The 13287-nt window shown below is 74.4% G+C and carries 10 protein-coding genes; 5 read left to right on the top strand and 5 right to left on the bottom strand.

Annotated features, from left to right (window positions below; translation table 11 throughout):
* Window positions 1-17: 17 nt before the first annotated feature.
* A complete protein-coding gene (locus ABZW10_RS32670; protein ID WP_355373269.1) occupies window positions 18-2576 on the top strand; it encodes an FtsX-like permease family protein in 2559 nt (852 codons plus the stop codon).
* A 118-nt stretch (window positions 2577-2694) separates the two neighbouring features.
* Here the strand turns inward: ABZW10_RS32670 and ABZW10_RS32665 are convergent, their stop codons facing one another.
* The gene (locus ABZW10_RS32665) at window positions 2695-4311 is read right to left on the bottom strand and encodes an LCP family protein (protein ID WP_355373266.1); all 1617 of its coding nucleotides are present in this window, start codon (window positions 4309-4311) and stop codon (window positions 2695-2697) included.
* Between the two features lie 217 nt (window positions 4312-4528).
* Here ABZW10_RS32665 and ABZW10_RS32660 point away from each other — a divergent pair, with 217 nt between their 5' ends.
* Window positions 4529-5569 carry a glycosyltransferase family 2 protein gene (locus ABZW10_RS32660; protein WP_355373263.1) on the top strand — a complete coding sequence of 347 codons (1041 nt, stop codon included), beginning with the start codon at window positions 4529-4531 and terminating at the stop codon, window positions 5567-5569.
* Window positions 5570-5655: 86 nt separating this feature from the next.
* A complete protein-coding gene (locus ABZW10_RS32655; protein ID WP_355373260.1) occupies window positions 5656-6315 on the top strand; it encodes an acyltransferase in 660 nt (219 codons plus the stop codon).
* Window positions 6316-6322: 7 nt separating this feature from the next.
* Here the strand turns inward: ABZW10_RS32655 and ABZW10_RS32650 are convergent, their stop codons facing one another.
* The 3 genes from ABZW10_RS32650 to ABZW10_RS32640 form a co-directional block, all read right to left on the bottom strand.
* Entirely contained in the window at window positions 6323-8011 is a 1689-nt protein-coding gene (locus ABZW10_RS32650) for an LCP family protein (protein WP_355373258.1), read from the bottom strand.
* A gap of 248 nt (window positions 8012-8259) precedes the next feature.
* Window positions 8260-9543, bottom strand: a complete 1284-nt coding sequence (locus ABZW10_RS32645; RefSeq protein WP_355373256.1) for an LCP family protein — start codon at window positions 9541-9543, stop codon at window positions 8260-8262.
* 36 nt (window positions 9544-9579) lie between these two features.
* The gene (locus tag ABZW10_RS32640; RefSeq protein ID WP_355373254.1) at window positions 9580-10371 is read right to left on the bottom strand and encodes a TIGR03089 family protein; all 792 of its coding nucleotides are present in this window, start codon (window positions 10369-10371) and stop codon (window positions 9580-9582) included.
* 104 nt (window positions 10372-10475) lie between these two features.
* Between ABZW10_RS32640 and ABZW10_RS32635 the strand changes: the two genes are divergently transcribed.
* Window positions 10476-11726 (top strand): peptidoglycan recognition protein, encoded by a 1251-nt coding sequence (locus ABZW10_RS32635; RefSeq protein WP_355373252.1) that lies wholly within the window; start codon window positions 10476-10478, stop codon window positions 11724-11726.
* A gap of 16 nt (window positions 11727-11742) precedes the next feature.
* Here the strand turns inward: ABZW10_RS32635 and ABZW10_RS32630 are convergent, their stop codons facing one another.
* Window positions 11743-12234, bottom strand: coding sequence for an SgcJ/EcaC family oxidoreductase (locus tag ABZW10_RS32630; protein WP_355373249.1), 492 nt, complete (start codon window positions 12232-12234; stop codon window positions 11743-11745).
* A gap of 147 nt (window positions 12235-12381) precedes the next feature.
* On the opposite strand from ABZW10_RS32630, the gene ABZW10_RS32625 reads away from it, so the two are divergent.
* Window positions 12382-13257 (top strand): DNA-3-methyladenine glycosylase 2 family protein, encoded by an 876-nt coding sequence (locus ABZW10_RS32625; protein ID WP_355373358.1) that lies wholly within the window; start codon window positions 12382-12384, stop codon window positions 13255-13257.
* The last annotated feature ends 30 nt before the right edge of the window (window positions 13258-13287 follow it).

Raw genomic sequence — 13287 nt, 5'->3', positions numbered from 1 at the left:
CAGGGGCGGACAGGACCATGTTGCTCAAGACGTCACTGCGGAGCTTCTTCGCCCACAAGGGGCGGATGCTGCTCTCGCTGATCGCGGTCGTGCTGTCGGTCGCGTTCGTGTCCGGGACGCTGGTGTTCTCCAACACCGCGACCAGCACCTTCGACAAGCTCTTCGCGTCGACCGCCTCCGACCTCTCGGTCGGGCCCGCCAAGCCGGAGTTCGGCTTCGACCCGCGCGGCAAGACGCTGACCGTACCCGTCGACAGCGTCGGGAAGGTCGCCGCGATCCCCGGGGTGAAGTCGGTGATCGGCCAGGTGTCGGTGCAGAACGCCACCCTGGCCGACGCGGCCACCAACAAGGCGGTGGGCCCGACCTCCGGCGCCCCGACGATCGTCGGCAACTGGGCGGACACCCCGCGCAACGCGGTCGAGATCACCTCCGGCCACGCCCCGCAGGGCGCCGACCAGGTCGTCATCGACGCGGACACCGCCAAGAAGGCCAAGCTCGGCCTGGGCGGCAGGCTGCGCGTGATCACCGCCGACAAGCACGACTTCACCATCGTCGGCATCGCCACCTTCAAGACCACCAACCCCGGCGCGGCGCTGGCCTTCCTGTCCACCGAGACCGCGCAGAGCGTGCTGCTCGGGCAGACCGCCTACACCTCGGTCGAGGCGTTCGGCGACGGCAGCCGCTCCGACGAGCAGCTCAAGTCCGCCGCGCTGGCCGGGCTCGGCGCCGGCGTCCAGGCCAAGACGGCCGCCGAGCAGAAGGAGGAGAACAGCGACAGCGTCGGCTCCTTCCTGGACTTCCTGAAGTACGCGATGCTCGGCTTCGCCGGCATCTCGCTGCTGGTCGGCGGCTTCCTGATCATCAACACCTTCTCGATGCTGGTCGCCCAGCGCACCCGGGAGATCGGCCTGCTGCGCGCCGTCGGCGGCAGCCGCAAGCAGGTCAACCGCTCGGTGCTGGTGGAGGCGCTGCTCCTGGGCACCCTCGGGTCCACCGTGGGCATCGGCGCCGGCCTCGGCCTGGCGGTCGGGCTGATCCAGCTGATGAACGCGGCCGGCATGCACCTCGACGCCGGGGACCTGAAGGTCGGCGCGGACGTCTTCGTCGCCGGGTACGCGGTGGGCATCGTGATCACCGTGCTCGCGGCCTGGATACCGGCCCGCCGGGCCGGCCGGATCGCGCCGATCGCCGCGCTGCGCGACCACGGCACCCCGGCCGAGGCCCGCTCCAACACCGTCCGGGCGGTCATCGGCCTGGTGCTGACGGCGGGTGGCGGCGGTCTGCTGGTGCTGGCCTCCGGCGCGGAGAAGATGATCACCGGCGGCCGGTACTTCGGGCTGGGCGTGCTGCTCACCCTGGTCGGCTTCGTGGTCCTCGGCCCGCTGCTGGCCACCACCGTGGTGCGGGTGCTCGGCGCCCTGCTGCCCACCGTGTTCGGCCCGTCCGGCACGCTCGCCCAGCGCAACGCGATGCGCAACCCGCGCCGTACCGGTGCCACGGCGGCGGCGCTGATGATCGGACTGGCGCTGGTGATCGGTGCCTCGGTCTTCACCTCCTCGATGATCAAGTCCACCAATGAGCAGCTCGACCGCTCGGTGGGCGCCGACTACATCGTCCAGGCCGGCCGCAACGGCGTCTCCCCGGAGATCGTCGACGCCGTCCGCAGGACCTCGGGCATCGACCACGTCATCGAGCAGAAGTCCCTGCCCGCGTACTTCACCACCCCCGACGGCAAGACCTCGGAGCAGGACGTCTCGGCGGTCTCCGCGCGGTTCACCGAGGACTTCCGGCTGCCGGTGAAGGAAGGCGGCGCCGACTCCCTCAAGCAGGGGGCGCTGGCGGTCGGCGAGGACTTCGCCAAGGACCGCGGCCTCAAGGTCGGCGACAGCATCAAGATCGACTACGGCCACGGCCGGGTCCAGTCGCTGCCGGTCGGCGTCATCATGACCAAGGGCAACTCGTTCTTCGACGGCAGCACCTTCGCCCCGCTCGACGCCGTCGCCACGGCGGTGCCGGCCGCGGACCTGCCGGTGGACGCCGTGCTCTTCGGCAAGGCCGCCGCCGGGGCGGACGTCGCCGGGACGCTCACCGCCCTGGAGGACTCGCTCAAGGAGTACCCGCAGGCCAACGTCCGTGACCAGGCCGGCTACAAGAAGCTCGTCCAGGAGCAGATCAACGGCCTGCTCAACATGATCCTCGGGCTGCTCTTCCTGGCGATCGTGGTCGCGGTGCTCGGCGTGGTCAACACCCTGGCGCTCTCGGTGGTCGAGCGGACCCGCGAGATCGGCCTGCTGCGGGCGATCGGGCTCTCCCGCCGCCAGCTGCGCCGGATGATCCGCCTGGAGTCGATGGTGATCGCCCTGTTCGGCGCGGTGCTCGGCACCGTGCTCGGCCTGGCCTGGGGTGTCACCGGTCAGCGGGTGCTGCGGACGCAGGGCCTGGAGTCGCTCTCCATTCCGGTCACCACGCTCCTCCTCACACTGGCGGCCTCGGTGGTCATCGGCCTGCTGGCCGCCCTCATCCCGGCCTTCCGGGCCGGGCGGATGAACGTCCTCGCGGCGATCGCGACGGACTGATCGGTGGCGACCCCCGGATCGGGGGACCGGGGGTCGCCACCGGGGGACGGGGGAACAGGGGGAGGGGCAGGGTGCCGTGCGCGCCCTGCCCGCCGCCGTTGTCCGTGAGCCGGCCGGCTCACGGACAGATGATGTCGCTCGCCCGCTCGGCGCCGGTCGTCTCCGCCGCCCCCGCCTCGCTCCCGGACACGGCCGGGTGCGCCTCGCCCGCCGGGCCCGACGGTGCCGCGCTCGGCCCCGTGGGCAGCGGGGCGGGCAGGGGAGCGGGGAGCGGGGTGGACGTGGCCGCCGCCGGGTGGTCCGTGCCCGCGTACAGCTGGAGGATCACCCCCAGCCCCGGCACCGGGGTCAGCTCGGCCTCCGGCACCGCGCCCGCCAGCGTCCGCGCCGACTCCGCCCAGCGCGGGTCGTACCGGATCACCGTCCGCCCGGGCGCCGTGCCGGCCGGGGCGTTGGACGGCGCCCCCGTGGTGGCGAACCCGGCCCGCCGCAGCTCGGTGTCCACCCGGGCGCCCAGCCCCGCGGTGCCCGCCGCGTTGAACACCTGGACATGGACCTGCTCCGGCGTGACGGCAGCCGCCGTACCCGTCGCACCCGTACCCGTCGCACCCGTACCCGCACCCGTCGCAGGATCCGCCCCCGAGCCCCCCGTGCCCCCCGACCCCCCAGCGCCCTCCGGCCCCGCCCCGCCTGTCAGTGGCCGCCCCTCCCGGACGGCGTCGAACAGCTCCCGCGCCCGCTCCGCGTCCCAGAGCACCGTCGACCCCCACCCCGCGACCGGATGGTCCACCGAGGCCAGCGGCACGGTCACGAAGTCGGCCCGCCCGGCCGTCAGGTCCTTCATCCGGGTCCCCAGGGTGATCAGGTCGTCGGCCGCGAGCCCCTTGTCGGCCTTGACCGAGCCGAGCAGGCTGTCCGTCACCCGGGCCAGCCGCACCGGGTTGAGCAGGGTGCCGCCGCTGGTCACCTCGTGCAGCAGCTCGGCGACGAACTTCTGCTGCCGGTGCATCCGCCCCAGGTCGGAGCTGCCGTCCACGTGCCGCGCGCGCACGTACTTGAGCGCCCCCGCGCCGTCCAGGGTGCTGGTGCCGGCCGGCAGGTCCAGGCCCGAGTACTCGTCCTTGAGCGGCTTGGCGGTGCAGACCCGGACCCCGCCGACGGCGTCCACGGCGGCGACGAACCCGGTGAAGTCCACCTGGAGGTAGTGGTCGATCCGCAGCCCGGTGTTCTGCTCGACGGTGGCCACGGCCAGCTGCGGTCCACCCAGCCCGTACGCCGCGTTGATCTTCCCCTTGCCGGCCGGGACGTCCTTGCGGGTCGCCGGGTCCCGGTGGGCGGGGATGTCGACATAGGAGTCGCGCGGAATGCTGATCACACTGGCCCGGGAGCCGTCCCCGGCGAGCCGGACGATCATCATCGTGTCGGTGCAGTGGCAGGACTCGCCCCCGGCGTGCAGCACGGTCTTCAGCGTCGCCTCCGGGATGCCCTCGCGCTCGTCGGTGCCGACCACCAGGAAGGTGGTGGCACTGTCGTCGGCCGGGCGGGCGCGGTCGCCGCTGAAGGCGTCGACCCGGTCGATCGACCCGATGCCGTGCAGCACCGCCCAGCCGCCGCCCGAGGTGGCGAGGACGCCGAGGGCGATGCCCGCGGCCAGCCGTCGGAGCCAGCGGCGCAGCCGTCCGGGCGAGGCACCGGCCGGGCCTCCGGGCCGCGCGGAGAGGGGGGAGACGGGCATCTCTCGGATGGTAGGGGCGTCCCGGCCGGGCCGGGTGAGGGCGCGCCGGGCTCGGGGAGTACGGTGGGCCCCGATCGGTGAAACGTTCCTCCTGGCGCTCTCCGGCGACGCTGGAACGTTCCGTCGGCAATCCTTCGCATACGGTCGCTCCGGGCCGGGCTCAGCGCCCAGACCGGGACAAGACGACACCCCGCCCACACCGGTACGGTTGGCCCCGATGAACACCAAGGCTGCTGAGGAGCTGCCGGCGGTCTCCGTGATCATGCCGGTGCTCAACGAGGAACGACACCTGCGCACGGCCGTCCGGCACATCCTGGAACAGGAATACGCCGGGCCGATGGAGGTGGTGATCGCCCTCGGTCCGTCCACCGACCGCACCGCGCAGATCGCCGCCGAACTCGTCGCCGAGGACCGCAGGGTCCGGACCGTGGAGAACCCCACCGGGCGTACGCCCGCAGGGTTGAACGCCGCGATCCGGGGCTCCAGTCACCCGATAGTGGTACGGGTCGACGGTCACGGCCTGCTGACCCCGGGCTACATCACCACGGCGGTCCGGCTGCTCTGCGAGATGGAGGCCGCCAACGTCGGCGGCATCATGCACGCCGAGGGCGAGACGGAGTGGGAGAACGCGGTCGCGGTCGCGATGACCTCCAAGATAGGCGTCGGCAACGCCGCCTTCCACACCGGCGGCCTGGCCGGCCCGGCGGACACCGTCTATCTCGGGGTGTTCCGGCGCGAGGTGCTGGAGCGCCTCGGCGGCTACAACGAGGAGTTCGTCCGCGCCCAGGACTGGGAGCTCAACTACCGCATCCGGCAGGACGGCGGTCTGGTCTGGTTCACCCCGCAACTGCGCGTCACCTACCGCCCCCGGCCCAGCGTCAAGGCGCTCGCCAAGCAGTACAAGGACTACGGCCGCTGGCGCCGGGTGGTCACCCGGTACCACCGGGGCTCGGTCAACCTGCGCTACCTCGCGCCCCCGGCCGCCTTCCTCGGTGTCACCCTCGGGCTGGTGCTCGGGGTGGCCGTCCACCCGGCCTTCCTGGCCGCCCCCGGGGCCTATGTGCTCGGCATCAACGGCGGCGCGCTGGCCGAGGGCCGCGGCCTGTCGCTCAAGGCGAAGGCGCTGCTGCCGCTGGCCTTCGCGACCATGCACCTCAGCTGGGGCTTCGGCTTCCTCACCTCGCCGCGCTCGCTGGCCCGCAAGGTGATCGGCAGCCGCTCCCCGTCCGCCGCCGACGTGGTGGCCGAGCGCGGCTGACCCCCGGCGGCCCCTCCCGGGCACCAACCGGCCAATCCCGCGGACCCGCTCTCCCGTTCCCGCGTCCGGCGCTATCGTCGGGCGCCATGGGGACAGTTGAGGGCGGGTCCGCCGCCGTTGCGGGGTCCGTCGCCGCTTCGGCGGGTGCCGGGGCCCGGGTCGAGCCGACCGCCGACGTCGACGGGCGCGCGGTGCTCGGCGCCGGGACGACCGTCTGGCACCTCGCCCAGGTCCGCGAGGACGCGGTGATCGGCGTGGACTGCATCATCGGCCGCGGCGCCTACGTCGGCCCCGGCGTGCGGATCGGCGACCGGGTCAAGCTGCAGAACCACGCACTGGTCTACGAGCCCGCGGTGCTGGAGGACGGCGTGTTCGTCGGCCCGGCCGCGGTGCTCACCAACGACCTCTACCCGCGCTCGGTGGACGTCGACGGCCGGCTCAAGCGCGGCGACGACTGGCACGCCCGCGGGGTGACGCTCCGCCAGGGCTGCTCGATCGGCGGCCGGGCCGTCCTGGTCGCCGGGGTGACGGTGGGCCGCTGGGCCCTGGTCGCGGCCGGCGCGGTGGTGCACCGGGACGTCCCGGACTTCGCCCTGGTGGCCGGCGTCCCGGCCCGCCGGATCAAGTGGGTCGGCCGGGCCGGCGAGCCGCTGGAGCCGGCCGGCGAGGACCGCTGGCGCTGCCCGCGCACCGGCGAGGAGTACCGGGAGTGCGACGGCCTGCTGGCCCCGGCGGAGCCGTCCTGACGCCCGGCTACTTGGCGCAGACGTCGGTGTCGTCGGCCTGGACCCGCTGGAGGTCCTTGGGCGCCTCGGTCGCCGGAGCGCTCGGGGTCGCCGCGGCGGCGGCCGGCGCGTCCTTGCCCAGCACCAGCACCAGCCCGTCCTTGGCGGTGAGCTTCGGGTCCGCCTTGACCGCGTCGGCGGGCAGGCCCAGCGCGGTGGCCAGCGCCGCCGCCTCGGCGGCCCTGCCGGCCGGGTGGGAGACGGTGGTGGCCGCCGCGACGGGCGCGTTGGCGGAGGTCGCGGCCCGGGCGTAGCCCTTCGCCTGGAGCCGGTCGACGGCCTGCTGCGCCTGTCCGGGCGTCCCGCTGCCGTTGCGGACCGTCACCCGCAGCTGCTTCGCGTCCACCACCGGAGCGGCCGCGGACGGCGCCGCCTCGGGGGTGCCCGCAGCCGCGGTGGCCGGAGCAGTGGCGGCCGGGGCCGCGGCAGCCGGAGCGGTGGTGGCCGCGGCCTGCGGGGCGGCCGGGTCCACCGCCCCGGTCAGCGACCGGTCGCCCCCGACCATCGAGAACAGCTGCCCGGCGTCCGGCTGCTTGAGCACCAGCCGGTTCTCGTCCGCCGGGTCGTCCAGCACCGGCACGGTGGCGAAGGTGATGTTCTTGGTGTCGACCTTGCTGACGTCCAGCGCGAGGTCCTTCAGCTTGTCGACGCTGTCGATCCCGGAGTCGACGGTGAGCGCCTTGGTGGAGGCGTCCGCCAGCTTCCACAGCTTGGCCGGGTTGGTCAGGGTGTCGCTGCTCTTGACCGCGCGGATCATCGAGCTGATGAACTGCTGCTGCAGCGGGATCCGGGTGAGGTCGCCGCCCTGCCCGACGGCGTGCCGGGTACGGACGAAGGCGAGCGCCTCGTCGCCCTGGACGACGTGCCGGCCCTTGCTCATCCGCAGGTGCGAGTCCGGGTCGTTGATGTCCTTGGCCGCGCACACCTCGACGCCGCCGACGGCGGTGGAGAGCGTCTTCACGGCCTCGAAGTTGACCATCACGAAGTGGTCGACCCGGATCCCGGTCATCTTCTCGACGGTCTTCCAGGTGCAGCCCGGATCGCGGCCCTCCTGGCCGAGGCTGTTGTTGAACATCGTGCGCGACGCACCGGGGATGGTCTTCCCGTCCGGTGTCCGGCAGTCCGGGACCGGCACCATGAGGTCGCGCGGGATGCTGAGCACGGTCGCGTTGGTGCGGTCCTTGGCGACGTGGAACAGCAGGGTGGTGTCGGCGTGCCCGGCGCTGCCCTCGTCACCGTACGAGCGGCCCAGGCCCTCCCGGCTGTCGGTGCCGATCACCAGGATGTTCATGGCGTCGCCGGCCGGCTTGGGCCGCTCCGCCTCGTCGCCCAGCTGCACCTTGACGGCGGTGATGTTGTTGTTGAGGTGCTGGTACGCGTAGTAGGCGCCGCCGCAGCCGGCCACCAGGACGAACGCGCCGAGGCCGCCGGTCCACTTCAGCAGCCTTCGGCGGCGGTTGCGCCGCGCCGTGCGCGCCCGGCGGTGGGCGCCCCGGCCGCCGCCGGCCGGGGGCGCGGCGGCGGGTGCGGGCACCGGCGCGGGCTCGGGCGCCGCGGGCTCGGCCGCGCCGCCCCGGCGCTGGACGGGGATGCCGTGGGCGGGGTCGGACGGGGGCCGCCCCGCGTCCGGCGTGACGCGCCGGGTGTCCTGCTGCACGGGTGTTCCCCTCCCTCCGACCGGTTCACGGGACGGTGCGCGAATTGCGCGACCGACTCGGACACCCTAGACGAGCCGGGTGGGGGGATCGTTCCGGATGTGATCTCCGCCATGATCCGGAACGCGATTCACGGCGTCATTTCCCCAGGTGAAATCGGGTGCTGGGAATTTCCGGGGAGAGTCTTTCAAGATCATGATCCGTGTACGGAATGGTGATCCGATGAGCAGATGAACCAGACCGGTACGGGTCAGTGCATCGCGCACGCGTCCACGTCGGCGGTCCGCCCCTCGAACGACGGCGGAGTGCTCACGCTCGGTGACGGAGACGTCGTCGGAGCCCCCGACAGGGCCCCCGACGGAGCCGCCGACGGACCGGCCGACGGACTCGCCGCCGGCGCCGCCCGGACCGTCGGCGAGGGCCCCGACCCCGGCGGCCGCACCTCCACCGGCCGGTCGTCCCGCAGCGCCGCGAACAGCTGCGTGGTCTGCGGCTGCACGAACTCGTCCCGGTCCGAGTCGAACCGGTACGGCTGCCGCGGCGCCGTCAGGAAGGTGACGTCCGCCGACGGGATCTCCCGCAGGTCCTGGGTCAGGTCGTACAGCGCGCCCAGCGAGGACAGCCCGCCGTCGGCCCGCACCGACGAGGTCGCCGCGTCCAGCACCGGCCACAGCTTGGTCGGATTGAGCAGCACGTCCTGCGACTGCACCTTGCGGATCAGCGCCGCCAGGAACTGCTGCTGACGCCCCATCCGCTGGGTGTCGCTGCCGTCGCCGAGGGTCTCCCGCGCCCGGACGTAGCCGAGCGCCTGCTCACCGTGCAGGGTCTGCCGCCCGGCCGGCAGGTCCAGCTTGGCGTCCTTGTCGTGGATCGGCTGCGGGACGCACACCTCGACCCCGTCCACGGCGTCCACCATCCGCTTGAACCCGGTGAAGTCGACGATCACGTAGTGGTCGATCCGGATGCCGCTGAGCTGCTCGACGGTCCGGATCGAGCAGGCCGGACCACCGGTCTCGAAGGCCGCGTTGAACTGCATCAGCGTGGCCCGGCTGCGGGTGCCGTCCGGCTTCTCGCAGGCGGGGACGCTCACCATGACGTCGCGCGGGATGGAGACGGCGGTCGCGCGCCGCCGGTCGGCCGCCAGGTGGAGCAGGATCGTGGTGTCCGAGCGCTGGCCGCCCGCCGCGCCGTAGGAGGCGTTGGCGCCGGTGCGGTCGTCACTGCCGATCAGCAGCAGGTTCTCCGCGCCGTGGGCCCCGGCGGTCCGGCTGGGGCGCTCGGCCTCCAGCCGGGCCAGCAGCTGGTCGGTGGTGGAGTCGGTGCGGATGTTGCCGTCGAGCTTGCGGTACGCGATCCAGAGCAGCGTGCCGCAGGCGACCAGCACGAACGCGAGCGCGCCGGCCGTGACGACCAGCCACCGCCGGCGCCGGCGTCGGCGGGCGGAAGCCTCGGGGACGGCTTCCGGTGCCGCGGCGCCGGCCTCCTCGGTCGGAGGGTGTTCGGTCGGGGGGTGCTCGGTGTCGTCCTCGGCCATGGCAGGGATCCCTACCCGCCCGGCCGGGGCCGGGGGTTACCCGAGGCGCAGTGTCACCCGTTCGGATTCCACCCGCTTCTCCCACTGGCCGGCGTCCAGGCCGTCCGAGTTGCGGCAGAGCACCACCGACGCGCCGGCCGCCAGCGGCGCCAGCAGACCGGCCTCCAGGCCCGCCCAGTCGTCGTAGGAGAGGGTGGACAGCACCCGGTCGCCCGGACCGACGCCGAGCCGGGCCGCGCCCTCCCGGGCCAGCTGGACGGTCTGTTCCCCGGTCAGCTTCAGCGGCAGGCCGTCGACCGAGGTCTCCAGCGCCGGGGCGTCCGGGGTGACGGGGGAGTACGGGGCGAACCGGTCGCCCTGGCCGGGCACCTCGGCCGCGTAGTCCAGGAAGCCGTCCGGGCGCTGCGGGAACCGCCCGCCGAGCGGCCGCAGCGCGAGCGCCACCCGCTCGCCCTCGCAGGCCTGGGCGGCCTCCAGGCCGTCCGGGCCGCTGACCACCAGGTCGGCGGCGGCCGGGTCGCCGCCCGGAACCGCCGTCACCCCGACCGACCAGCAGGCGAGCAGCCAGACGGCGCTCTGCCAGTGGGCCGGGAGGAGCAGCGCGGCGCGGTCGCCCGGGCCGGCGTTGAGCTCGTCCTGGAGCAGGTTGGCGGTCTTGGCCACCCAGTTGTCGAAGGTCCGGGCGGAGAGCTCGACGCGTTCGCCACTGGCGTCGTCGTAGAAGGTGACCAGCGGGGCGGCGGGGTCGACTGAGGGAGTGCCACCTCGCAGGAAAGCGTGCAGCAGCTCGACGGGGGTGTGGGCATCGGCAGCGAAAGGCGAAGTCATGGTGCGCCCCAGCCTACGGCCTTCGGGTGGACGTCCGGGAGGGGTGGCGGAAGCAGCGCCGGGTGGCGTGGCGCGCGGGTCGAAATCCCGTGAACATCCGGTTTATGCGCAACTTTCTTCCGGCCCTCCGAGGCCGCCCGACCGTCGTCGTCCCCGCCGCCCTGCTCGCCGTCTGCGCGGCCGTGCTGCCGCTGTCCCCGGCCGCCGCGGAATCCGGCCCGTTACCCGCGGGCCCCTCGCCGCAGGCCGAGCAGCGGAGTTCGGCGGGCGGCGGCACCGTCAGCTCGCTCCCGCTGACCGCCTCGCACCGGCTGACCGGCTCCGGCTCGCTCCCGTCGGCCGCCGCCCACACGCTGGCACCGCGCCGCACCGGGCGGTTCGAACTGCTCGGGGTCACCTGGGACGGTCCGGCGAGCGCGCTCGACGGCGCCGCCGTCCGGGTCCGCACCCGGGACGCGGCCACCGGTGCCTGGCGCGGCTGGCAGCGGCTGGACGTCGACGGCGACGAGGGTCCGGACACCCCGGCCGCCGCCGGCGGAGCCAGGCGCGCGGGCACCGCCCCGCTGTGGACCGGCCCCAGCGACGGCGTCGCCGTCGAGGTGACCGCCGGTCCGGCCGGACCGCCGTCCGGCCTGCGGGTCGAACTGGTCGACCCGGGCCGCGGAGCCGAGTCCTCCGCCGCCCGGAGCACGCCCGCCGAACCGGCCGCCGGCGGCCGACGGGCCGCCGGCAACCAGGCCCCGCGCCCCGGGATCGTCACCCGGGCCGGCTGGGGCGCCGACGAGTCCATCCGCGAGCCCGGCTTCGTCTACACCGGCCAGGTCCGGGCGGTCTTCATCCACCACACCGCCACCGCCACCGCGTACGAGTGCTCCGACGCACCCCGGGTGATCCGGTCGATCTACCTGTACCACGTGCAGAGCAACGGCTGGCGGGACATCGGCTACAACTTCCTGGTCGACCGCTGCGGCACCGTCTACGAGGGCCGGGCCGGCGGCACCGACCTGCCGGTGCACGGCGCCCACACCCTCGGCTTCAACACCGACACGGCGGGCGTCGCGGCGATCGGCACCTACGTCTCGGACGCGCCCCCGCCGGAGCTGCTGACCGGCCTGTCCCGGATCACCGCCTGGAAGCTCGGCCTCACCGGACGGGACGCGGCCGGCCAGGTGAAACTGGTCTCCGGCTCCAGCAGCAGCCTCTACCCGGCGGGCACCACCGTCACCTTCGACGCCGTCTCCGGCCACCGCGACGGCGTCAGCACCGAGTGTCCCGGCGCCGCCCTCTACGCCAAGCTCCCCGACATCCGCAGCACGGCGGCCGGTCTGCAGGGCCGCGTCGCCGCCCCGCGGTAACCGCCGCGCGCCGCAGTCACCCCGGTCCGGGCCCGCGCCCGACCAGCTCCCGCAGCTCCGCCGTCAGCGCCCGCGCCAGATCGGGCCGCAGGTCGTACCGGGCCGGGGTGTTCTGCATCAGGGCGATCCGCCAGCCCGCGCCCGCGTTGACGGCGATCACCGTCTGCACCGCGTTCAGCGCGGGGTCCACGTCCTGGGCGTCGTCCGGCACCAGGCCGGCGACCGCGTCCAACTGCGCGACCCCGGGGCCCAGCGCCCGCACCCGCCGCACCTTGGCGACGTACTCCGGCGTCGGATGGTCGGCGAAGACCCGCCCCAGTTCGGCGGCCATCACCGACCGGCCGGCGTGCCGGGTCCCGTCGAAGCCGATCACCTCGCCGTCCGGCGCGAACGGCCCGGCGAAGGCCGCGCCGTCCCGCAGGTTCCAGCCCTCCAGCACCCGGTGGTAGAGCGACCGCACGGCACTCTCGTCACCTGGGGACAACTCCGCCACCCGCGTATCGTTCATATCCCCATGGTCGACGGACAGCGCAGGAGGTGCACGACGGTGAACGGGAGCACGCGCACGGGCGCGCACACGGGCGTGCCCGCCCCCCGGGGCACCGGCGGCGGCACCGACGGCGGAGCCGTCCGCCGCTGGCGGCCCGGCTTCCCGCTGGACGTGGCCCGGACCCTGCTCCCGCTGCGCCGCGGCCCGGCCGACCCGGCGTACCGGACCACCCCTGACGGCGCCGTCTGGCGCGCCTCCCGCACCCCGGCCGGCATCGGCACCCTACGGGTGCTCGCCCGCCCCTCCGAGGGCGTCGTCGAGGCGGGCGCCTGGGGCCCGGGCGCCCCCTGGCTGCTCGACCGGCTGCCCGACCTGCTCGGCGCCGGCGACGACCCGGCGGGCCTGGTCCTGCCGTCCGGCCCGCTGCGCGAGGCCCAGCGCGAGGTGGCCGGGGTGCGGCTGGTCAGGACCGGCCTGGTCATGGAGTCCCTGGTACCGGCGATCCTGGAGCAGAAGGTCACCACCGGTGAGGCCTACCGCGCCTGGCGCACCCTGCTGCGCGCCTTCGGCACCCCGGCGCCCGGCCCGGTCGAGGGCCTGCGGGTGGCGCTCTCGGCCCGCGAGTGGTCCCAGGTGCCGAGCTGGGAGTGGCACCGCGCGGGCGTGGACCCGAAGCGCTCGGCGACGGTGCAGCGCGCGGTGCGCCTGGCGCCGCGTCTGGAGGAGGCCTCCGCGATGGACCACGAGACCTCCTTCGCCCGCCTGACCGCCGTCCCCGGCATCGGCGTCTGGACGGCCGCCGAGACCCTGCAGCGCAGCAACGGCGACGCCGACGCCGTCTCGGTCGGCGACTTCCACCTGCCCAACACCGTCGGCTGGGCCCTGGCCGGCCGCGTCCGCAGCGACGACGCCCAGATGCTGGCGCTCCTGGAGCCCTACCGCCCCCACCGCCACCGCCTCTGCCGCCTGATCCTCGCCACCGGCACCCACGCCCCCCGCTTCGGCCCCCGCCTCACCCCCAACGACCACCGCCACCGCTGACGCAGAAGACCTTCGTTGTGTACACATGGA

The sequence above is a fragment of the Kitasatospora sp. NPDC004723 genome (assembly GCF_040609255.1).
Lineage (GTDB): Bacteria > Actinomycetota > Actinomycetes > Streptomycetales > Streptomycetaceae > Kitasatospora.
Note: the sequence above shows the minus strand (reverse complement) of the source record. Positions and strands in the feature narration are given on the sequence as shown.